General features: G+C 71.5%; 18 protein-coding genes. 8 read left to right on the top strand and 10 right to left on the bottom strand.

Annotation, left to right across the window (positions count from 1 at the left end; translation table 11 throughout):
• Positions 1-35: 35 nt before the first annotated feature.
• The 6 genes from P696_RS0108180 to P696_RS0108155 all read right to left on the bottom strand — a co-directional run bounded on the left by P696_RS0108180 (position 36) and on the right by P696_RS0108155 (position 6,988).
• Positions 36-1,994 carry a S9 family peptidase gene (locus tag P696_RS0108180; protein ID WP_026411955.1) on the bottom strand — a complete coding sequence of 653 codons (1,959 nt, stop codon included), beginning with the start codon at positions 1,992-1,994 and terminating at the stop codon, positions 36-38.
• A gap of 88 nt (positions 1,995-2,082) precedes the next feature.
• The gene (locus P696_RS44070; protein WP_245627557.1) at positions 2,083-3,261 is read right to left on the bottom strand and encodes an NAD(P)-binding domain-containing protein; all 1,179 of its coding nucleotides are present in this window, start codon (positions 3,259-3,261) and stop codon (positions 2,083-2,085) included.
• 70 nt (positions 3,262-3,331) lie between these two features.
• A complete protein-coding gene (locus tag P696_RS44065; RefSeq protein WP_034483448.1) occupies positions 3,332-4,315 on the bottom strand; it encodes an amino acid ABC transporter permease in 984 nt (327 codons plus the stop codon).
• Positions 4,312-4,998 (bottom strand): amino acid ABC transporter permease, encoded by a 687-nt coding sequence (locus tag P696_RS0108165; protein WP_026411954.1) that lies wholly within the window; start codon positions 4,996-4,998, stop codon positions 4,312-4,314. The genes P696_RS44065 and P696_RS0108165 overlap by 4 nt, the downstream gene beginning before the upstream one ends.
• 74 nt (positions 4,999-5,072) lie before the next feature.
• Complete coding sequence (locus tag P696_RS0108160) at positions 5,073-5,942, bottom strand: glutamate ABC transporter substrate-binding protein (RefSeq protein ID WP_026411953.1); 870 nt, start codon at positions 5,940-5,942, stop codon at positions 5,073-5,075.
• A 263-nt stretch (positions 5,943-6,205) separates the two neighbouring features.
• Positions 6,206-6,988 (bottom strand): amino acid ABC transporter ATP-binding protein, encoded by a 783-nt coding sequence (locus P696_RS0108155; protein WP_170026345.1) that lies wholly within the window; start codon positions 6,986-6,988, stop codon positions 6,206-6,208.
• A 221-nt stretch (positions 6,989-7,209) separates the two neighbouring features.
• On the opposite strand from P696_RS0108155, the gene miaB reads away from it, so the two are divergent.
• The gene (gene miaB / locus P696_RS0108150; protein ID WP_034483445.1) at positions 7,210-8,748 is read left to right on the top strand and encodes a tRNA (N6-isopentenyl adenosine(37)-C2)-methylthiotransferase MiaB; all 1,539 of its coding nucleotides are present in this window, start codon (positions 7,210-7,212) and stop codon (positions 8,746-8,748) included.
• Positions 8,749-8,843: 95 nt separating this feature from the next.
• On the opposite strand, the gene P696_RS0108145 is transcribed toward miaB, so the two are convergent.
• Entirely contained in the window at positions 8,844-9,086 is a 243-nt protein-coding gene (locus P696_RS0108145) for an antitoxin (protein WP_026411950.1), read from the bottom strand.
• Between the two features lie 124 nt (positions 9,087-9,210).
• Here P696_RS0108145 and miaA point away from each other — a divergent pair, with 124 nt between their 5' ends.
• Together miaA and dapF are read left to right on the top strand one after the other, a co-directional pair.
• On the top strand, positions 9,211-10,098 hold the full coding sequence (miaA, locus tag P696_RS0108140; protein WP_026411949.1) for a tRNA (adenosine(37)-N6)-dimethylallyltransferase MiaA: 888 nt from the start codon (positions 9,211-9,213) through the stop codon (positions 10,096-10,098).
• Between the two features lie 34 nt (positions 10,099-10,132).
• Positions 10,133-10,969, top strand: coding sequence for a diaminopimelate epimerase (gene dapF / locus P696_RS0108135; protein WP_026411948.1), 837 nt, complete (start codon positions 10,133-10,135; stop codon positions 10,967-10,969).
• 232 nt (positions 10,970-11,201) lie between these two features.
• Here the strand turns inward: dapF and P696_RS44060 are convergent, their stop codons facing one another.
• Positions 11,202-13,277 carry a sensor histidine kinase gene (locus P696_RS44060; protein ID WP_245627555.1) on the bottom strand — a complete coding sequence of 692 codons (2,076 nt, stop codon included), beginning with the start codon at positions 13,275-13,277 and terminating at the stop codon, positions 11,202-11,204.
• Between the two features lie 187 nt (positions 13,278-13,464).
• On the bottom strand, positions 13,465-14,106 hold the full coding sequence (locus tag P696_RS0108125; RefSeq protein ID WP_026411947.1) for a TetR/AcrR family transcriptional regulator: 642 nt from the start codon (positions 14,104-14,106) through the stop codon (positions 13,465-13,467).
• A gap of 105 nt (positions 14,107-14,211) precedes the next feature.
• Here P696_RS0108125 and P696_RS55710 point away from each other — a divergent pair, with 105 nt between their 5' ends.
• From P696_RS55710 to P696_RS0108100, 5 genes are all read left to right on the top strand, one after another.
• Positions 14,212-15,264: a hypothetical protein gene (locus tag P696_RS55710; protein WP_245627554.1), complete on the top strand. Its 1,053-nt coding sequence runs from the start codon at positions 14,212-14,214 to the stop codon at positions 15,262-15,264.
• A 200-nt stretch (positions 15,265-15,464) separates the two neighbouring features.
• Positions 15,465-16,463 (top strand): ABC transporter permease, encoded by a 999-nt coding sequence (locus P696_RS0108115; protein WP_026411945.1) that lies wholly within the window; start codon positions 15,465-15,467, stop codon positions 16,461-16,463.
• An 8-nt stretch (positions 16,464-16,471) separates the two neighbouring features.
• Positions 16,472-17,407: an ABC transporter permease gene (locus P696_RS44055; protein WP_084337096.1), complete on the top strand. Its 936-nt coding sequence runs from the start codon at positions 16,472-16,474 to the stop codon at positions 17,405-17,407.
• A complete protein-coding gene (locus P696_RS44050) occupies positions 17,404-19,479 on the top strand; it encodes a dipeptide ABC transporter ATP-binding protein (RefSeq protein ID WP_245627553.1) in 2,076 nt (691 codons plus the stop codon). Before P696_RS44055 ends, P696_RS44050 begins: the two co-directional genes overlap by 4 nt.
• A complete protein-coding gene (locus P696_RS0108100; protein ID WP_026411944.1) occupies positions 19,476-21,161 on the top strand; it encodes an ABC transporter family substrate-binding protein in 1,686 nt (561 codons plus the stop codon). Before P696_RS44050 ends, P696_RS0108100 begins: the two co-directional genes overlap by 4 nt.
• On the opposite strand, the gene P696_RS0108095 is transcribed toward P696_RS0108100, so the two are convergent.
• A complete protein-coding gene (locus tag P696_RS0108095; RefSeq protein WP_026411943.1) occupies positions 21,158-21,889 on the bottom strand; it encodes a hypothetical protein in 732 nt (243 codons plus the stop codon). The two genes, P696_RS0108100 and P696_RS0108095, sit on opposite strands and share 4 nt — an antisense overlap.
• Positions 21,890-22,053: the final 164 nt, after the last annotated feature.

Raw genomic sequence — 22,053 nt, 5'->3', positions numbered from 1 at the left:
GGCGTGCCCCGGCACGCCGCAGTTTCGCCTTCCCGTCAGGACAGCTCGATGGGCGTGATCCCGACCGGCTCGAATCCGAGCGTCCGGCCGTAGAAGGAGAGTTCCGACTCCAGGCAGGTGATGACCGTTTCAGCCCGCCGGAATCCGTGGGACTCGCCCTCGAACGTCAGGTACGCGTGCGGCACCTCCCGCTCCGCGAGCGCCTCGGCGAACCGCTCGGACTGGTCGGCCGGGACGATCGGGTCGTCCAGGCCCTGGAGCAGCAGCACCGGGCAGGACGCCTGGCTCGCGTGCCCGAGCGGGGAGCGCTCCTCGTACGCGCGCTCGAAGCCGGGCAGCGGGCCGATCAGCCCGAACAGGTAGTGGGACTCGAAGTCGTGCGTGGCGGCGGCGAACGACGCCAGGTCGCTGATGCCGAAGTAGGACGTCCCGGCGGCGAACAGGTCGGTGGTCGTGACGGCGGCGAGGGTCGTCCAGCCCCCCGCGCTGCCGCCCCGGATCGCCAGCCGCTTCGCGTCCGCGACACCGAGGTCGACCAGGGCCCGCGCGGCGGCGACGGCGTCCTCGACGTCCACGACGCCCCACTGGCGCCGCAGCCGCTCGCGGTACGCGCGCCCGTATCCCGCCGAACCGCCGTAGTTGACCTCGACCACGCCGATGCCGCGGCTGGTGAAGTAGGCGTGCTCCAGGTCGAGCGTGCTGGACGCGCGTCCGGTCGGCCCGCCGTGCACGAACACCACGTACGGCGGCTTCTCGTCCGCGGGGCCCTCGGCGTCCGGGTTGGACGGCGGGTAGACCAGCGCGTGCACCGGACGCCCGAACGGCCCCTCCAGGCGCTCGGCGCGCGGCATCGACAGGTAGGCGGCGTTCGGCGGCTCGGCCAGCTCGCGCCGCAGGCTCTCGGCCCGGCCGGTCCTCATGTCCACCCGGACGACCGAGGTCGGCACCTCGGGCGCGCCCGCGATGCCCAGCACCGTCGACCCGGACACCGACAGCGCCGGACGCCAGTCCGCGTACGGCAGGTCCAGGTCGGTGAGCTCCAGGGTCTCCGGGTCGTACACGCCGAGCCGCAGGTCGCCCTCGCCGTGCAGGACGGCCAGCCGCCCGTCCTCGAGGATCGCGTAGGGCTTGCCGCCGAGCGTCCACAGTGGCCCGGCGAACTCCTCCTCGGCCGGGTAGAGCGCCTGCGCCGACTCGCCGTGCAGCCCGACCTGGTAGATGTTCCACCAGCCCGGCCAGTCGGAGATCACGTACAGGGTCTCGTCGTCGCGCCAGAGCGGCGCGAGCGCGGACTCGGTGAGACCGCCCTTGACCGTCCGCGGCGCGACCGTCCGACCACCCTCGACGGCCGCGACGCGCAGTTCGGTGCCGTCCCAGGGCATCCGGGGGTGGTTCCACTGCACCCACGCCAGGTGACCGCCGCTCGGGGACGGCGTGGGGGAGGCGTAGAAGTCGGCGCCGCTGACCAGCTCCTGGATCGCCGAGGCGTCCTCGGCGGCGGACGCGTCGAGCGGGATGCCGACGATCGCGCGCCGGATGCCGTCCGGGGTGTGCCCCTCGCAGACGCACCACACCTGCGAGCCGTCGGGGGAGAGCACGTAGTCGGCGTAGCGCAGCCCTCCCGGCTCGGCCGGTTCCGGTGTCAGCGCATAGGGCTTCGGCTCGCCCGGGTCGAGACGGTAGAGCCGCTGGTCCTCGTAGTTGGAGAACACGATCGCGTGGCCCTCGCCGGACGGTACCGGCAGATATGACCGCCCGCCGTACTCGTGCACACGCGTACGGGCGTCGTAGGGGGACTGGAGCAGCTCGGTGCGGCGACCCTCGGCCAGGTGGACGACCGTCGTCCGGCCACCCTCCTCCGGCCGGGTCTCCTGCCACCACACGTCGTCGCCCGCCACGGTGGGGAAGCCGATCCGCAGCCGCGCGCGGGCGACGTCGGCGGCGGAGATGGGTGACGGCCAGGAGCCGTAGGGGAGGGTCGCACGAGCGGTCATATGCGAATCGTCCCGCATCGGAGGATCGGTTGGGGCCATGACGGGGCAGTTGCCGCCGGAAAGATACGAGCCGCTCAGCGGGGAGAAGTCAGGCAGCTGGGGCGATCTCCGCATGCCGGTCGTCACGCGGAGGTTCCGGACGTTCACCGGGAGGATTTGGTGCGGTCCGTCCGATATCTCCCGGAGGCTGCCCCGGTCCCCGGAGGGCGCGGCGGACGGCCCGCGCGGCGCTCCGGCCCGCCCGGTTCGCCCCGATCGTACTCGCGGACGGCCCGTACCCCAGCAGGTGGACGCGCGGATCGGAGGCGACCCGCGTGCCGTCCATCACGATGCCGCCGCCCGGCCCGCGCAGGCCCAGCGGCGTGAGGTGCGCCAGCGACGCCCGGAAGCCCGTCGCCCACAGGACGACGTCCGCGTCGTAGGACGAGCCGTCCGGCCACACCACGCCGTCCGGGGTGATCCGCTCGAACATCGGCAGCCGGTGCAGCACCCCGGAGGCCCGCGCCGCCCTCACCTCGTCCGTCAGCATCAGCCCGGTGACCGAGACGACGCTGGCGGGCGGCAGCCCGCGCCGGACCCTTTCGTCCACCTTCGCGACGGCCGCGCGTCCCAGCTCCTCGTCGAACGGCCCCTCGACCCACTCGGGAGGACGCCGGGTCACCCAGCGCGTCCCGGCGGCCACCTCGGCGATCTCCATCAGCGCCTGGACGCCCGAGGCCCCGCCGCCGACGACCACGACCCGCTTCCCGGCGAACTCGTCCGGCCCGCGGTAGTCGTGCGTGTGCAGATGACGCCCCCGGAAAGCCTCCATTCCGGCATAGCGCGGCCAGAACGGCTTCTCCCAGGTCCCGGACGCATTAATCAGGAAACGGGCCGCATGGTCGCCCTCGGACGTCGAGAGCAGCAACCGCCCGTCCGGCAGGTCCCGCACGGACGACACGTCCACGGGACGGCGCACATCGAGCCCGAACTCCCGCTCATACCGCGCGAAGTACTCCGAAACGACCTCCGACGCCGGACGTGCCGGATCGGGCGTCCCCAGCGGCATCCCCGGAAGATCGGCGATCCGGTGCGCCTTCCCCAGCGTCAGCGTCGGCCACCGGTACTGCCAGGCCCCGCCCGGACGCGGCGCATGATCGAACATCACGAAGTCCAGGCCGTCCCGCCGTAGCTGGTACCCGGCCGAAAGCCCCGCCTGCCCGGCCCCCACGACCGCCACATCGACGGCCTTCGCCTCCACCGGGATCCCGTCCACGTCGTACGTCACGTCCAGAAAACCCGGAAGGGCGCCCCCGGATTCCCCGGAGACGCCCCTCGAAGGCAGGGCCGGACGACCGTCAGGCGGCGTCCGCGCCGCTGGAGGCCATGCCCGCGGCCGGGAGGCTGGCCCCGGCGCTCATCGTCGTGATCGACTTGCGGCTGCGGCGGCTGCGCGCCTCCAGCCACGTCGCGATCCGGCTCACGATGAGGTTGATCGTGATGTAGATGGCCGCGCAGACGACCGCGGCCTGCAGCAGGTTGTGGAAGTTCGCCGGCTCGATCTTGAACCCGTAGGACGTGAGGTCCTCGTAGCCGATGATGTAGCCGAGCGAGGTGTCCTTCAGCAGGACCACCAGCTGGCTGACGATCGCGGGGAGCATCGCGGTGACGGCCTGCGGCAGCAGCACCAGCCGCATCACGGCGTTCTTCCGCATGCCGAGCGCGAACGCCGCCTCGCCCTGCCCGCGCGGGATCGACTGCACGCCCGCCCGGACGACCTCGGCGAGCACCGAGCCGTTGTACAGGGTGAGGCCGAAGACCACGGCGGCGAACGCGGGGACGGTCACCGTGCCGTTGTTGATCGTCACGCCGAAGATCGAGAAGACGTTCTCGACCATGACGCGCTGGAAGTTGCCGAGCGGGCCGTCGGCGATGATCGGGCTGACCGTGGCCGGCACGAAGAACGCCAGGAAGATCAGGATCAGCAGCGGCATGGCGCGGAAGAACTCCACGACCGCCCCCGCCGGGACGCGGATCCACCAGTGGTCCGACAGCCGCGCCAGGCCGAACACCGCGCCGAACAGCAGCGCGAGGACGGCGCCGACCGCCGCCGCCTTCAGCGTGTTGATCGTGCCCTGGATGAAGTAGGTGCGCCAGACGTCCCACTGGGTGAACGGCTTCCACAGCTCGCCGGCGAACTGCCCCTTGTCGGCAAGGTCGTAGATGATCCACGCGATGAGCCCGAGGATCACCAGCGCGGAGACCAGGGTCAGGGTCAGGTTGCGCCGCCGGGCGCGCGGCCCGGGCGCGTCGAACAGGACGGTCGCCTCGTCGCGGCTCATCGCGCCACCGCCATTCGCTTGGACAGCCAGCCGAAGAAGAATCCGGCCGGGAGGGTCAGGACCAGGTAGCCGACGGCGAAGCCGATGAACATCGGCAGCGTCGCGCCCAGGTCGAAGAACAGCGCCTTCATCTCCGAGGCGGCCTCGACGCCGTAGGCGACCGCGCCCACGATCGTGGTGTTCTTGATCATGGCGATCAGCACGCTGCCGAGCGGCCCGATCACCGACCGGAACGCCTGCGGGAGGATGATCATGCGCAGCGACTGGGTGAAGGTCAGCCCGATCGAGCGCGCCGCCTCGGCCTGGCCGAGCGGGACGGTGTTGATGCCGGCCCGCAGCGCCTCGGCGACGAACGCCGAGGTGTAGACCGACAGCGCGGTCACCGCCCACCAGTAGCCGTTGACGGACGGCGTCTCGGAGAAGTGGAACTTCAGGATGTCGCTCAGCGCGGAGATGCAGAACGCCGCGAGCAGGGTGAGGGGGGTGTTGCGCAGCAGGTTCACCACGAAGGTGCCGACGCCCCGCAGCACCGGTGTCGGGGACACCCGGAAGCTCGCCCACACCGTGCCGAGGATCATGGACAGGACCGCCGTCACGGCGGCCAGCCGGATCGTCGCCCAGAAGCTGATGGCGATCTTGTCGAGGTTGTTGAAGACCTCGGTGAAGTCGAAGAGTTGGCCCATGGATTCCCACCTGTAGGAGGCCGCGCCGACGCCCCCTCGGCAGGGGGCGCGGCGCGGCCGGCGGCGTCAGACGGTCAGGCGCAGCCCTCGAACTGCGGAACGGTCGTGGTCGGCTTCAGGCCGGTGCCGTTGAAGTACTTCTCCAGCAGCGTCTTGGCGGTGCCGTCGGAGTACATCTTGGTGATGGCGGCGTTGACCGCCTCGCAGCCCTTGGTGTCGCCCTTCTTGACGCCGACGCCGTACTTCTCGTCGGTGAAGGGGTCGTTGATCACCTTGAACTTGCCCGGCTGCTGGGCGGCGAACCCGGCCAGGATCAGGTCGTCGGTGGAGACCGCGTCCACCGCGCCCGCGGCCAGCTTGGCGACGCAGTCGGCGTAGCCCGTGGCGTCCACGGTGGTGGCCTGGATGTTCAGCTTGCCGTCCGGCGGGCCCTGCACGACGCGCTTCCAGGAGTTGGAGCCCGCCGCCTTGCAGATCTTCTTGCCCTTGAGGTCGGCGGCCTTCTTGATGCTGGTGTTGTCGGCCTTGACCATGGTGTCCTGGTGGGCCACGTAGTAGGGGCCGCCGAAGGTCACCTTGGGCTTGCGGGAGTCGGTGATGGAGTAGGTCGCGACGACCAGGTCCACCTGACCGGTCTGCAGGAAGGTCTCGCGGTTCTCCGACCGGGCCTCCTTGAAGGTGATCCCGCTCTCCGGCACACCGAGCTGCTGCGCGATGTACTTGGCGACCGAGACGTCGAAGCCGTCGATGGAGCCGTCCGGCTTCTTCAGGCCGAGCGAGGGCTGGTCGTACTTGACGCCGATGACCAGCTTCTTGTCGTTCTTGGCCTTGTCCGCGACGCTCGTCGACTCGGCCTTCTTCTTGGAGGAGTCGCTGCCGCAGGCGCTCATGGTGAGAGCCAGGGAGGCGGCGGCCAGGGCGGCCACGATCTGACGTGCTCGCATTTGTCGTCCCTCTTCTTTCATGCGTTGCCCGGTGCGGAAGGCCCGCAACTCATACTCTGTCGCGCCTCTTTTTCGATGCGTCCCCGCCTGTGCCTTTGGATAAGCCCAAGGGGAAGCGCCGGCGGCGCGTCGTTCCGGTACGCGGATCTTGTACGCGGATCTTGCTACGTCGTGTCGGTGTGTGCTTGTGGCCGGTCGCGCGGAGCGGACCGGCGGGAGCGGATCGGTGCGTCAGTGCGTGCTGATCCTCGGCACGTGCGGACTCAGTGCGTGAGGATCTTGGACAGGAAGTCCCTGGCGCGGTCGGTGCGCGCGTTGGTGAAGAACTCGTCGGGGGTGCTCTCCTCGACGATCTGCCCCTCGGCCATGAACACGACCTTCTGCGCGGCGCGGCGGGCGAAGCCCATCTCGTGGGTCACCACGATCATGGTCATGCCCTCGTGCGCGAGGTCGGTCATGACGTCCAGGACCTCCTTGACCATCTCGGGGTCCAGCGCGGAGGTCGGCTCGTCGAACAGCATCACCTTCGGCTTCATCGCCAGGGCGCGGGCGATCGCCGCGCGCTGCTGCTGACCGCCGGACAGCTGCGCCGGGTACTTGCCGGCCTGGGTGCCGATGCCGACCCGCTCCAGCAGCTCCATCGCGTGCTTCTCGGCCTCGGCCTTGCCCACCTTGCGGACCTTCATCGGCCCGAGCGTGACGTTCTCCAGGATCGTCTTGTGGGCGAAGAGGTTGAAGGACTGGAAGACCATGCCGACGTCGGCGCGCAGCCGCGCGAGGTCGCGGCCCTCCTCCGGGAGCTTCTTCCCGTCGATGAGGATCGTCCCGCCGTCGATCGGCTCGAGCCGGTTGATCGACCGGCAGAGGGTCGATTTCCCGCCTCCGGACGGGCCGATGATGACGACGACCTCACCCTGGTCGATGGTGAGATTGATGTCCTTCAGGACGTGCAGTTCACCGAAGTGCTTGTTGACGTTCTCGAGCACGACGAGGGGCGGGTTGTCAGAGGTCCCCTTGTCACCAGCTCCCTTGCCGATGTCCACCATGAGCCCGGACTTTACGTGATGCTTATCGACGGGGAAGCACGCGGGCGGTACCGATCCGGTCACGAATGCCCACGTAACCGCGTGGATGACGGGTTCTCAGGCTGTTCGTCGAGGCTGGTGGGGCCTGGTGTGTCGGCAGTAATGTGACCGGCCGGTAACCGGATGGTGATCGAGTCGGGACGCGCCGGGCGCCCCGCGCGGCCTATTACCCTTGGACCGTCATGAGTGCGCCTATTGAGAGCGGTCCCCGTACGTACGAGATCCGTACCTATGGGTGCCAGATGAACGTCCACGACTCCGAGCGCCTGTCCGGTCTCCTGGAGGACGCCGGATACGTCCGCGCGGACGGCTCGGAGCCCGACGTCGTGGTGTTCAACACCTGTGCCGTCCGGGAGAACGCCGACAACCGCCTGTACGGCAACCTCGGCCACCTGCGCCCGGTCAAGGACGCCCATCCGGGCATGCAGATCGCGGTCGGCGGTTGCCTCGCCCAGAAGGACCGGGACACCATCGTCAAGCGCGCCCCCTGGGTGGACGTGGTGTTCGGCACCCACAACCTGGGCGCCCTGCCGGTGCTGCTCGAGCGGTCCCGGGTCCAGGAGGAGGCGCAGGTCGAGATCGAGGAGTCCCTGGTGACCTTCCCCTCGACCCTGCCGACCCGGCGCGAGTCCCCCTACGCGGCGTGGGTGTCGATCTCGGTCGGGTGCAACAACACCTGCACCTTCTGCATCGTCCCCTCCCTGCGCGGCAAGGAGAAGGACCGGCGTCCCGGCGAGATCCTCGCCGAGATCGAGGCGCTGGTCGCCGAGGGCGTCACCGAGGTCACCCTCCTCGGGCAGAACGTCAACGCCTACGGCTCGGGGTTCGGCTCGCTCGGGTCCGCCCCGGACGAGGTCAAGGCGATGACCGAGGGCGGGCAGAGCGCCTTCGCGGGCCTCCTGCGCGCGTGCGGGGGGATCGAGGGCCTGGAGCGCGTCCGCTTCACCTCCCCCCACCCGAAGGACTTCACCGACGACGTGATCGCGGCCATGGCCGAGACGCCGAACGTCGTGCCGTCCCTGCACATGCCGCTCCAGTCCGGCTCGGACGCCGTGCTGAAGGCGATGCGCCGGTCCTACCGGCAGGAGCGCTTCCTCGGGATCATCGAGAAGGTCCGGGCGGCGATGCCGGAGGCGGCGATCACCACCGACATCATCGTGGGCTTCCCCGGCGAGACCGAGGAGGACTTCGAGCAGACCCTGCACGTCGTCCGCGAGGCCCGGTTCGCCTCGGCGTTCACCTTCCAGTACTCCAAGCGGCCCGGCACCCCGGCCGCGACCATGGACGGCCAGATCCCCAAGGAGGTCGTCCAGGAGCGGTACGAGCGGCTGGTCGCGCTCCAGGAGGAGATCTCCTGGGCGGAGAACAAGAAGCAGCTCGGCCGCACCCTGGAGGTCCTGGTCGCCGAGGGCGAGGGCCGCAAGGACGACGCGACCCGGCGGCTGTCCGGCCGCGCCGCCGACAACCGGCTCGTCCACTTCGCCGTGCCGGACGAGGCCGTCCGGCCGGGGGACATGGTGACCGTCGAGGTCACCTACGCCGCGCCGCACCACCTGGTGGCCGACAGGTCGTTCTCCGTGCGCCGCACGCGCGCGGGCGACGCCTGGGAGGCCCGTCAGGCCCGGCCCGAGGGCGCCAAGGGCGTCACGCTGGGCATGCCGTCCATCGGGCGGCCCGCGGCTCCGGCCCAGGCGTCCACGGGCTGCTCCACCTGCCCGTAGGCGCGCTCCTCGTCCGAGACATGCGTCAGGGGCGTCCCAGGCTCACCGGGACGCCCTGAGACGTTCCTGGGCCGCATCGAGGAGCTGCGGGCGCCTCAGGACCCGGATTGGTCGCCCTGACCGCCCTGGCCGCCCTGCGCGCCGCCCTGGGGCGGTCCCTGCCCCTGCTGCCCCTGCTTGTCGATGTACTGGCCCGCCTTGTCCTGGGCCTTGTCGACCTTGTCGGCGTGCTTGCCGCCGGTCTTCTTGTCGATCATGTCCCCGGCCTTCTCCACGCCGCCCCTGGCCTTGTCGGTGTTCTGGCCGAGCCATTCCTTCAGCTTGTCGACGAACGACATGTGAACCCTCCCCGAGGTCGCCGGGCGTCGCGGCCGCCACGCGGTGGGCGGCGGCCCGTGGTACCCGCACAGTCCGATCCATACCCAGGGGGTTGCCAGAATTAAGCCCGTGAGCTCTCCTGACGTGATCGCCGTGGTCGGCCCGACCGCCGCCGGGAAGTCCGATCTGGCCGTCGAACTGGCGCTGCGGCTGCCCGGCGAGGCGGTGAACGCCGACTCCATGCAGTTCTACCGGGGCATGGACGTCGGCACCGCGAAGCTGTCGGCGGACGAGATGCGCGGCGTCCCCCACCACCTGCTCGACATCTGGGACGTCACGGTCACCGCGAGCGTCGCCGAGTTCCAGCGGCTCAGCGACGAGGTGTTCGCGGAGGTGCGCGGGCGCGGGCGGGTGCCGGTGCTGGTCGGCGGGTCCGGCCTGTACGTGCGCGCGGCGCTGGACGAGATGGAGTTCCCCGGCACCGACCCGTCCGTCCGGGCCCGCTTGGAGGACGAGCTGGCCGAGGTCGGTTCCGGGGCGCTCCACGCGCGCCTGCGCGAGCTCGACCCCAAGGCGGCGGACGCGATCCTGCCCAGTAACGGACGGCGGATCGTCCGGGCCCTGGAGGTCATCGAGATCACCGGACGGGCCTTCACCGCGACCCTGCCCGAGCACCGCTACCGGTACCGCTCGGTCGTGCAGATCGGCATCGAGGTCCCGCGTCCCGAGCTGGACGAGCGGATCGCGCTGCGCGTCGCGCGCATGTGGGAGGCGGGGCTCGTGGACGAGGTCCGCGCCCTGGAGAAGCAGGGCCTGCGGGACGGCCTGACCGCCGGCCGCGCCCTCGGATACGCCCAGGTCCTGCGGTTCCTGGCCGGGGAGTGGACCGAGGAGGAGGCCAGGGAGGAGACGATCCGGGCGACCCGCCGGTTCGCGCGCCGCCAGGAGTCCTGGTTCCGCCGCGACCCGCGCGTCGTCTGGCTGCCCTACGACGCCCCCGACCTCGTGGAACGCGCGCTCGGGCAGCTCTGAGGGACCGCTCCGGCGGGGTAATACGATCGAATGCATGCGTTTCATCAAGGGCCACGGCACCGAGAACGACTTCGTCATCCTTCCCGACCCGGACGGGGCTCTTGACCTGACCGCCGAGGCGGCCGCCCGCCTGTGCGACCGGCACGCGGGGATCGGCGCGGACGGGGTCCTGCGGGTCGTCCGTACCAAGGTCGCCGGGGAGCCCGCCGTCGAGGGCCTGCCCGCCGAGTGGTTCATGGACTACCGCAACGCCGACGGCAGCATCGCCGAGATGTGCGGGAACGGCGTCCGGGTGTTCGCGCGCCACCTCGTGGACTCCGGGCTCGCCGAACCGGGCGAGTGGGACATCGCGACCCGCGCCGGGCTGCGCCGGGTCACGGTCGGGACGTCCGGGGACGTCCGGGTCGAGATGAACCGGCCTGCCTACCTCGGCGAGGCCGAGGCGACCCTGGCGGGCGAGACGTTCCGCGGCGTCCGGGTGTCCATGGGCAACCCGCACCTGGCCTGCCCGGTGGACCGTCCGCTCGCGGAGCTCGACCTGTGCCACGCGCCCGGCTTCGACCCGGCCGTGTTCCCCGAGGGCGTGAATGTCGAATTCTTCCGACTTTTGGGCGAACGTCACGTCGAGATGCGAGTCTACGAACGCGGTTCGGGTGAGACCCGCTCGTGCGGCACCGGCACGGTGGCCGTCGCCGTGGCCGCAGCGCTCGGCGGATCCGCCCCCTCCGACCCCTCGGACCTGCCCGTCGGGGAGTGGACCGTGGACGTCCCCGGCGGCCGGGTTACGGTGTCCCTGGAGGCCGGGACCAGCTTTCTCGCCGGTCCGGCCGTCCTGGTGGCCGAGGGGGAGATTCGGCCCGGTTGGCTGTAGTCAAATGTGACTATTTTTCGTCCCGGGTGACTCGGGACTCCCGTCCCTGACGTCAGGGCCTCTCCGTCGCCTACTTTCTGGGTGCACACCTCGGGTGGCGAGCACACCTCAAGGTGCAGGCCGCGCGGGCCGGGATGGGAGCCTCGGAACCGCAGCGGTGTTCGAGGGCCGGTGGCGACCTTCTTGGCGGGGGGCGGTCACCGGCCCTCATCATGTCTTCCGGCAGTCCTGATCAGCGGCGCTCGGCGGGTGCGTGGGCCCGCGTGACGCCGCCTGGGGCGAGCCGTCCGTTCTCATGAGGCCCCGGGAGGCCGTCCGCCTCGGGCGGTGGGCCACCGGGGGAGGGACCCGGCGGCGCGCCGGACAAGGGCAGCCGGGCCCGGACGAGCGTCCCGCCCTCCGGACGGCGGCTGACCGTGCAGGATCCGCCCAGCTCGGCGGCCCGTTCCCGCATCGACGACAGCCCGACCCCGGCCCGGACGTCCTTCGGCAGCCCCACCCCGTCGTCCCGGACGGTCACGTCCAGATCGCCGCTCAGGTCCAGCCGGACGAGCGCGTGCCCGGCGCGCGCGTGCCGGTACACGTTGGTCAGCGCCTCCTGGACGATCCGGTACGCCGCGACCTCGGCCGCCGCCGGAAGCGCGGCGAGGTCGCCCTCGACCTCCACGTCCACCCGGGGGCCGTGCCCGCCGCTGCCGACCACGCCGCCGAGCGCCCTGATCGCCCCGGCGAGGCCGAGATCGTCCAGCGCGGGAGGACGCAGCCCGTAGACCAGGTCCCGCAGTTCGCCGATCGTCCGGCCCATCGTGCTGCGCAGCCGCTCCAGCATCCCGTCGGCGGCCTCCGGGTCGCTGCGCATCGTGATCCGTGCGGCGTCCACGGTCATGGCGAGGCTGGCCAGGGTCGGGCCGAGCCCGTCGTGCAGGTCGCGGCGGAGCCGCCGCCGCTCCTCCTCGCGCGTGCGCAGAATCCGCTCGCGCGAGCGCTGGACGTCCATCGCGAGCCGGGCGGCGTTGGCGAGCTCGGCGAGGTTACGGGCGAGGATCCCGGCGAGCCGGGCGTCCGGGGCGCGGACACCACTGAAGATCATCCGGCCGACCGGCTCGCCGTGCCAGACCAGCGGGACCCGCTGCGAGCGCTCGGCCGGGGGGCCGTCCTCGACCAGCGCCGCGAGGTTGCCGTCCCGGTCCAGCACCTCGATCGCGACGCCGGACGCGTGCAGCGCCTCCCGGACGACCGAGGCGGCCGTCGCGAGCGCCGCCGACGGGTCCGACGCGGTCTGCAGCCGCCGTTGCAGCCGGTCGGCGAGCCGGTAGGGGTCGCGTTCGCGGTGCAGCATCCGGTCCACGCCGCGCTGCAGCCTCCGCCGGGTGGGCTCGAACACCACGCCCGCCGCGACCGCGCCCGCCAGGCCCGCCATCCCGCCGCGGCCGGACATGAACAGGCTGACCGTGCCGACGAGCGTGAAGTACACGCCGGTGATCACGCCGACCAGTCCCGCGTACACCAGGGTCCGGTTGATCACGACGTCGATGTCGTACAGCCGGTACCGGGTGATCGCGATGGCGACGGAGACCGGGATGGTCACGATCGCGGCGTCCCGGATGACGTCCCCGATGCGGGCGCTCTCGCCGAGGAAGATGATCGCCTCGGCGACGATGCCGGGGTAGACGACCCAGGCGATCTGCCGCCGCACGTCCGGCGCGGCCCGCCGGAACCGGACCGCCAGCGACATGAGCGACAGGGCCAGGGTCGTCACGATCAGCATGGCGATCACGGGCGGGATCGACTGCAGCGGGTAGACCGAGACGCCGCCGTGGAACCGGCGCGCGTCCGGGTCGATCGTCAGGTGGACGGCCACGACGACCGGAATCAGGCAGGCCAGCACCAGGATCGCGCGGAACCTCGTGGACACGAGCCGTCCGTCCGGGAACAGCAGGGGCAGGCCGAGGGTGAGCGCGTAGGTGTCGACCGCCCACAGCCAGTGGCTCAGCCAGACCGGCAGCCAGGCTCCGGACCAGTGGTGCAGCTGGGCGAACGGCGCGAGGTTCAGCGACAGGACGTAGACCGCCGCGCTGACGCCGGCCCCGAGCATCAGGAGCCCGACCCGCCGTCCGGCGCGGTGCCCGGTGAGCAGCGCCCCGACCGGCGTCCAGGACAGCGCGACGAACACCTCCGGGTGCCACCACACCATCCGCCGGTCGTCCGGCAGCCAGAAGCCGAGCACGAGGGAGGTCACGACGAGCAGCACGGCCACCGCCGCGCCCGCCATCGGCGCCGCCACTCCGGTGCTCCGGCCGATCCTCACCCTGCCACTGCCTCTCCCACGCCCCAGGTAATGAAATGTTAAAACGCTGAGGTGATGGCCATGCCATCCCACCTCGTCCGGTGATGGACGAGGTTGGGCGTGTGAGGAGTTTTCTAGCGCTTTTGTCGCGCGCGGGCGAGAGCAGGGGGCGGGTCGGCGTCCCCTGGGCCGCTGATCACGGGGTTGCTCAGGCGGTCGCGGCGGTCACCGCGGCCGTGGTGGGGGCGCCGGTGAAGGCGGTGACGGGGAACAGTGACCGGACGCCCGCCGCGAACTCCTCGGGCGTCGCGTCGCCGAGCAGCAGGTGCTGCAGGATGAATCCCGGGAACAGGCCGAACAGCACCCGGCCGGCCGCGTCGGCGTCGATGTCGGCGGGCAGCCGCCCGGCCTCGGCGAGCCGCCGGACGTAGGTCACCCAGTGGTCGCGCGAGGTCAGCATGGTCTGCCGCACCTTGGCGCCGATCCGCCCGTCGTGGGCGGCCATCGCCCACGCCTGGATGGCGAGCCGGGCGGGCCCGTTGCCGCGCGCGAGCTCGATGATCCGCTCGCACATCGCCAGGCAGAGCCGGTCGGGGTCGGGCAGCGGATCGGTGTCCACCAGGGCGGACAGCACCTTCTGCAGTTCGCCGCCGCCCTCCGCGACGATCTCGTCCACGATCTCGCTCTTGCTCTTGAAGTACCGGTAGACGGCCCCGGCCGACAGGTTCGCCTCGGCGAAGATGTCCTGCATCGACGTCTCGTACAGGCCGTTGCGGATGAAGCAGGCGCGGGCCGCGTCGATGATCTGGCGGCGGCGGCGTTCCAGGTGCTCTTCGCTGACTCGGGGCATGCCCCCAAACTAAAACGAACGTTCGTTCTTGACAAGTCGACGGGGCGGTGGGACGGTAACGGGGAACCTAAAGAGAACGAACGTCCGCTTTTCTTGGAGGCGGTCATGACGACAACTCCCCCCTCGGGCCCGGCGCACTCCGCGAGCACCGCACGCTCCACGGGCGCCGCCCGCCGTGCCCTGGCGATCGCGCTCGGCGCGGCGCTGCTCCAGCTGGTGATGATCACGGCCTTCGCCTGGCCGTCCGCGAAGGTCGCGCCGCGCGAGGTGCCGATCGTCGTCGCCGGGCCCGGCGCGGACAGGGTCGCCGCGACGCTCGGCCACGAGCGGCCCGGCATGTTCGACCTGAAGATCCGCCCGGACGAGGCGTCCGCCCGCCGGGCCCTCACCGGCCGGGACGCCTACGGCGCGATCGTGGTCACGCCGGCCGGCCCCCGCGTGCTGGTGGCGTCCGCCGCGTCGCCGATGGTCGCGCAGCAGCTCGGCCAGATGGCCGCGCTGCTCCCCGCGCCCGGCCGCGCCGCCGACGCGGGTCACGCGGCGCCCGCCGTCCAGGACGTGGTGCCCGCCGCGTCCGACGACCCGCGCGGCGCCGGGTTCGGCGCGATGGTCCTGCCGCTGGTCATGTCCTCGATCGCCGGGGCCGTCCTGCTCACCCTGGTCGTCCGGTCCGTCCGGTGGCGGTTCGCCGGGGTGCTGCTGTTCGCGATCGCCGGTGGGCTCGGGACCGCGTGGCTCGCCCGATACGGGCTCTCCCTGCTGCCCGGCTCATACCTGGAGATCGCCGGTGTGACGGGCCTGTCGATCCTGGCGTGCGCCGCCACGGTCGCCGGCCTGGCCGCGGTCCTCGGCCGTCCCGGGCTCGGGCTCGGCGGACTGACCCTGCTGCTGATCGGCAACCCGCTCTCGGCCGCGACCTCCGCCCCCGAGATGCTGCCCCGTCCGTGGGGCGAGATCGGCCAGTACCTCCCGCCCGGCGCCGCCGCCACGCTGATCCGCGCGACGGCCTTCTTCGACGGCGCGCGGATCACGGCCTCGCTCGCGGTGCTGGCCTCCTGGGCCCTCGGCGGCCTGCTCCTGCTGGCCCTCGGCGGCCTCCGCAACCGCGGCCGCGCGGTCCCCACCCCCACTCGCGAGCCCAAGCCCGCCCTCGCCTGACCCGCCAGGCGGACGACCCCCCGAAGGCGCACGATGCCCAACAGGGCCCCGTGCGCCTTCCCCATGCAGCCCCGCGCACATGCGCGGGGGGTGGCTCGTGCGCGCGCGTTAGCGGGGGGCCGAATTCTTCGTGGAATCCCTGCGCAGGACGTGAGCAATAAGTAGCATTCCGTGACCACCTAGCGTGTGGAGAGGAGAGGATGGCGGGCTTTCTGCTACGGCGTCTGGCCAACTACGCGGTTCTCGTGGTCCTGGCCGCGAGCCTCGCCTATGTCCTCGCTGCCTGCGCGCTGAATCCGCGCGCGAACCTCATGGACCGCAGCCCCCGTCCGTCCGCGTCGGTCGTGGAAACCGAGCTGACCCGGCTGAACCTCAACGACCGCACGCCGCTCCCGCGTCGCTACCTGACCTGGGCGGACGGCGTCCTCCACGGCGACTTCGGGCACACGTGGGAGGGCCAGTCCGTCAACGGGGAGATGTGGCGGCGCGCGTGGGTGAGCCTCCGGCTGCTGCTCGGCGGCGCGGTGCTGGGCGGGGTGCTCGGCGTGCTGCTCGGAGCGTTCGGGGCGATGCGCCGCGACCGGTTCCCCGACCGGGCCGCCACCTTCGGTTCGTACCTGCTGCTGTCGGTGCCGGTGTTCGTCCTGGCCGTCCTGCTCCAGTACACGGCCGAGAGGGTGAACGCGATGACCGGCGCGCGGCTGTTCGCGTGGGTCGGGGAGTCCACCCCGGGCGCGGGGGACGGCACGTTCGGCGGCCTTGACGCGTTCGCCGACCGGGTGCGCCACCTGCTGCTGCCGACGCTCACGATCGCGTTCGGGCAGGCCGCCCTGTACGCGCGCTACCAGCGCGGGCTGATGCTGGACGTGCTGGGCGCCGACTTCGTCCGGACCGCGCGCGCGAAGGGCCTGACCCGCCGGGCCGCGCTGCTGCGGCACGGGCTGCGCACCGCGTTGATCCCGATGACCACGTACTTCTCCTACACGTTCGGGATGTTGCTGCTCGGCTCGATGTTCACCGAGAAGATCTTCGGCTGGCACGGGATGGGCGAGTGGCTCGTGGACTCGATCTCGCGCGGGGACGTCAACGTCGTCGCCGCGACGGCCTGCTTCGCCGCCGTGACCGTCCTGCTCGCCGGGGTGTGCTCGGACGTGCTGTACGGGATCCTCGACCCGCGCGTGCGCACGAGGATGAGGTGACGGGCGCGATGCGAGGGCGTCCTGGACGGGGACGGGCGATCACAGGGGCGGTTCTGCTCCTTCTGCTGTTCCTGCTCGCGTTCGGGGGGCCCCTGGTGTCGCCGTGGGGCTGGGACGACATCGACTTCACGGCGTTCCTGAGCCCGCCGACCGCGCAGCACTGGTTCGGCACGACGCAGAGCGGCCGAGACGTGTTCGCGCTGACCCTGCGCGGGATGCAGAAGTCGCTCATCATCGGCCTGTCGGTCGCCGTGCTGTCGACCGGCCTCGCCGCGGTCGTCGGGACCGTCGCCGGGTATCTCGGCGGCTGGGCGGACCGGGCGCTGATGTGGGGCGTGGACCTGCTGCTCGTCCTGCCGTCCTTCCTGGTCGTGGCGGTCCTGTCGCCCGCGTTGGGCGGCAGCTGGCAGGCGCTGGTGGCGCTGCTCGCCGCGTTCCTGTGGATGGTGACGGCGCGGATGGTGCGGGGCATGACCGTGTCGCTGCGCGAGCGCGAGTGGGTCCTCGCGGCGCGGTTCCTGGGCGTCGGCGCGTGCCGCACGATCGTCCGGCACGTCCTGCCGCACCTGGCGTCGCTGCTGCTGGTGGACGCGGCGGTGAACGTGAGCGTCGCGATCCTCGCCGAGTCCGGGCTGTCCTACTTCGGATTCGGGGTGCGCCCGCCGGACACCTCGCTCGGCACGGTGATCGCGGAGAGCCGCGGCTCCGCGACGGTCTTCCCGTGGCTCTTCGGGTTCGCCGCCGGGCTGCTGGTGCTGATCGTGCTGGCGGTGAACCTGCTCGCGGACGGACTGCGCGACGTGCTCGACCCTCAGCTCAGCCCGGTGTCCGCCGCGCCCGAGCCGTCGGCGTCCGGGCCGCCCGGACCGTCCGGCCGTCCGGACGCGGCGGACGGCACGCGGGCCGGCGCCGGGCGGCCCGCAGTGGAGGGGAGCGCCGGATGAACCCGCATGGGATCGGGATGAACGTGCTGGAGGTCCGGGACCTCAGCGTCACCTACCGGCCGGACGTCCGGGCCGTCCGCGGGGTGAGCCTCTCGGTCGGGCGCGGCCAGGTGCTCGGCGTGGTCGGCGAGTCGGGCTCGGGCAAGACGGCGGTCGCGCTGGCCGTCCTCGGGTTGCTGCCGGAGCGGACGAAGGTCACGGGGTCGGTGCGGTTGCGCGGGCGCGAACTGCTCGACCTTTCGGACGGCGAGATGTCCCGAATCCGTGGCAAGGACCTGGCCATGGTGTTCCAGGACCCACTTTCCTCGCTCACGCCAGTGCACGCGGTAGGGGACCAGATCGCCGAGGCGATCCGCATCCATTCGGGGGCGACCCGGGCCGCCGCTCGTGCGCGCGCGGTGGAACTGCTGGACCTGGTCGGCATCCCGGACGCCGCGCGCCGCGCCCGCGCGCACCCGCACGAGTTCTCCGGCGGCATGCGTCAGCGGGTCATGATCGCGATGGCGGTCGCCAACGATCCGCTCGCGATCGTCGCCGACGAGCCCACGACCGCGCTGGACGTGACGCTCCAGGCGCAGGTGCTGGACGTGCTGCGGACGGCGGGAGAGGCGGCCGGCGCGGCGATCCTGATGATCACCCACGACCTCGGCATGGTCGCCGGGTTCGCCGACCGGGTGCTGGTGATGTACGCGGGACGGGCGGTGGAGAGCGGCCCGGTCGAGGACATCTACCGGCGGCCCCGGATGCCGTACACGATCGGGCTGCTGCGTTCGCTGCCCCGGCTGGACGGCACGAGCGGCCGTCCGGTCCCGATCGACGGCGCGCCACCGCCGCTCAACGCGCTTCCGCCCGGCTGCCCGTTCACACCGCGCTGTCCCATCGCCAGCACGGCCTGCAAGGACGAGGAGCCCCAGCTGCTGCCTGTGGGCCGTCCGGGACACGCCGCCGCCTGCGTCAACACCCCTGCGACGCGCGATTCCGATGCCGTGTTCCCGCTGACCGCCGCCCCTGATCTGTTCACCCCGGACGGCCCAGACGTCGCTACGCGCGCACGTACGAGCCGCGAGGCGGTTCTAGACGTGAAGGACCTCCACCGCTTCCACGTCGAGCACAGGAGTCCTCTCGGACGCGGCACGGGCTCGCTGCGCGCGGTGGACGGTGTCACCTTCGACATTCGCGCAGGCGAGACGCTTGGCCTGGTCGGGGAGTCGGGGTGCGGTAAGACGACCGTCCTGATGGAGATCCTCGCCATGACGCGCCCCCGGCACGGCGGCCGGATCGAGGTGCTCGGTGAGGACACCGCCGACCTCAACGGTGCAGGGCGTAAGGCCCTGCGCCGCAACGTCCAGGTCGTTTTCCAGGATCCGTTCAGCTCGCTCGATCCCAGGATGCGGGTCTCGGCGATCCTCGCCGAACCGCTCCGCACCCATGGATTTCCCACCGAGCACATTCCCGATCGCGTCCAGGAGCTGCTCAAGCTGGTCGGCCTAGAGCCATCGCACGCCGGCCGTCATCCGCACGGTCTTTCAGGAGGCCAGAGGCAGCGCGTGGCGATCGCTCGTGCGCTCGCGTTGGAGCCGAGCCTGATCCTGCTGGACGAGCCCGTCGCCTCACTGGACGTGTCCGTCCAAGCCGGAATCATCGATCTGCTCGAGGAGTTGAGGGCTCGGCTAGGGCTGGCGTACCTGTTCGTCGCGCACGACCTGGCGGTTGTGCGACGCGTCGCCGACCGGATAGCCGTCATGCACCGGGGACGCATTGTGGAGATCGGCGACGTTGAGCACGTCTACGAGGCGCCTGCGCATCCGTACACGTGCGCGCTCCTGGACGCCGTCCCGATTCCTGACCCGGTACTGGAACGCAAGCGCGGACGTGTCCGGCTGCCGGACGTCCCGCCGGACGCGCCGCGCCTGGAGAACGGATGCCGCTTCCGGCAGCGCTGCCCTCGCTACCTGGTGCTGTCCGAAGAGTCGCGGACGCTCTGTGACCAGGAGGATCCGGAGTTCCGCGCCGTCGCCGGGGAGCCGGACCGGATGGTCGCCTGCCATTACGCGCTGGGCGTCAGCGCATGATCGTGCGTCCGTGGACCGCGCTCGTCGTCGCCTCGGCCTGTGCGGCGGCAGGGTGCAGCGCACCCGGCTTCTCGTCCTCGATGGCCTCGACAAGGGACGGGCAGCCGCCCGCCTACGACGTGAACCCTCAGCCGCGCGACCGCATCCGCTTCGGTGGGACGTTGCGTTGGCCGCTGCCCGAGTTCCCCGCGCAGTTCAACTTTCACCACGTGAACGGCGGCAAGGGCACGGTGGCTCTCGTCCTGCAGGGCATCTTGCCGTTCCTCATGCGCGCGAACGAGAAGGCCGTCCCGCATCCCGTGCCCGAGTTCCTGCGGTCGGCGCGTGTTACGGCGACGAAGCCGCGCCAGGTCGTCACCTACCGGATCAACCCGCGCGCGCACTGGTCGAACGGCAAACCCATCGGATACGCCGACTTCGCCGCGCAGGCGCGGGCGCTCTCGGGACGCGACCCGCGTTTCCAGGTCGCGACCGTCACCGGCTACCAGGAGATCGCCAAGGTCCAGCGAGGTACGGACGACCGGGAGGTCAAGGTCGCCTTCGACCGTCCCTACGCCGACTGGCGCAGCCTGTTCAGCCCGCTCTACCCGGCCGCCACCAGCAGGAACCCGCACGTCTTCAACGACGGCTGGGTGAACCGGGTGCCGGTGACGGCCGGGCCGTTCCGGGTCCGCCGGATCGACGAGACCGCGAAGACCGTCGAGCTCGTCCGGGATCCGGGCTGGTGGGGACGGCCCGCCAAACTGGACGGGATCGTCTTCCGCGCGCTGGACCCGGGCGCGATGCCCGGCGCGTTCGCCAACGGCGAGGTGGACCTCATGGACGTGGGCACCGACCCGGCCGGGCTGCGCCGCGCCGCCGAGGTCCGGGGCGCGCGGATCCGCCGGGCGGGCGGGCCCGACTGGCGGCACCTGACGTTCAACGCGGCGTCGCCGGTGCTGTCCGACGTGCGGGTGCGGCGCGCGCTGTTCATGGCCGTGGACCGCGACGTGATCGTCCGGTCCGACCTTGCTGGGCTGGGCCGTCCGCCGCGTCCGCTGGGGAACCACTTCTACGTCAACACGCAGGCCGGTTACCGGGATGACTCGGGAGAACTCGGCCGCTACAACCCGGACCGCGCCGGGAGGCTCCTGGACGAGGCGGGCTGGGTCCGGCACGGCGCGTACCGGATGAAGGACGGCCGGACGCTCGCGTTGCGCTTTGTTGTGCCGTCCGGGGTGGCTGCCAGTCGGCGCGAGGGTGAGTTGACCCGCGCGCTCCTCGCGCGCGTGGGCGTGCGTGTGAACATCGTGCCCGTCCCCACAGACGACCTGTTCGACCAGTACGTGACGCCAGGGAACTTCGACATCGTGCCGTTCTCGTGGCTGGGCACGGCGTTCCCGCTGTCTCCGCTGCGGTCGGTCTTCGCTCGTCCGCAGGGCGAGCACATTCAGCAGAACTACGCGCGCGTGGGATCGGCCGAGATCGACTCGGCCATGGACCGGGCCATAGCCGAGGTGGACACGGCTCGTGCGCGCAGGCTGATCAATGCGGCGGACAGGCTGGTCTGGCAGGAGGCGACGGTCTTGCCGCTCTACCAGCGTCCGCAGGTCGTCGCCGTGAGGGCCGGGCTCGCCAACCTGGGCGCGTGCGGATTCTGGGAGCCCGCCTTCGAGAACATCGGGTTCAGCAGCAGGAGCTAGGGGAGTGGGATCTGCACGCCCTTGCGGTCACTGGTGAATCGGACGTCCCACACGTAGAGACGCAGATCGCGGGACGCGACGTTGGCGCTTACGGATAGGTCGGATGCGACCCGCACGATGTAGGAGCCGCCTGCGGGCAGGACGGTGTCGCCGTCCTGGGTGAAGGGCGTCTTTGCGTCGCCGATGCGGGCAGTGACCTCGCTGTGGTTCGGCAGGGTGCACATGTCCTCGGGCACGCCAGGCTGGGGCATGCACCGTTCGCGCGCGGACGAGGGGACCGAGTCGCGCGGCACGAACAGGTCGGCCGGGAAGTCCAGCGGTATGGGACGGCGCTGGTCGTTGGTCAGGACGTAGTCCGCGTAGGCGTACGTCTCGCCGTCCTTGGGCGGTTGGCTGGTCGACAGGGGCCGCTTGTCGGTGCCCGTGCGGATGGCGGCAAGGGTGTAGCCGTAGCCCTCGGGCGTGGTGAAGCTGAGCTCACGCCCTACCTTGGGCGCGGACGCGGGGGCGGGGCCACTGGACGCGACGCCGCTGGGAACCGGCCCGCTCTGCGAGGTGTCGCGGCCCGTCCCGGCCATCGAGGGCGGGTTGGAGGTGTCCGGGCGCACCACGAAGATCACGGCCGCGACCGTGCCGATGCCGAGGGCGCCGGTGAGCGCGCCCGCGAGCCCGAGCTTGCCGGTGGTGGCCTTCTTGCGGCGCCGGTGGGATCGGTAGCTGTTGGACATCTGCCAACCTCGGGGGATCTGTCCTGGTTTTGGGGGGTCACGATACCCGACGAGCCGCTGCGGGTGACTGCCCGGTCAGGGCTCTGACGTGGAACGATGTATTTTCCGGTGGCGCCGGCGAGGGATTGTCACCAAGTGAGCACCCATGGGCTCGGTGGGCGCCC

The sequence above is a fragment of the Actinomadura oligospora ATCC 43269 genome, assembly GCF_000518265.1.
In the GTDB taxonomy this organism is placed as follows: domain Bacteria; phylum Actinomycetota; class Actinomycetes; order Streptosporangiales; family Streptosporangiaceae; genus Spirillospora; species Spirillospora oligospora.
Note: the sequence above shows the minus strand (reverse complement) of the source record. Positions and strands in the feature narration are given on the sequence as shown.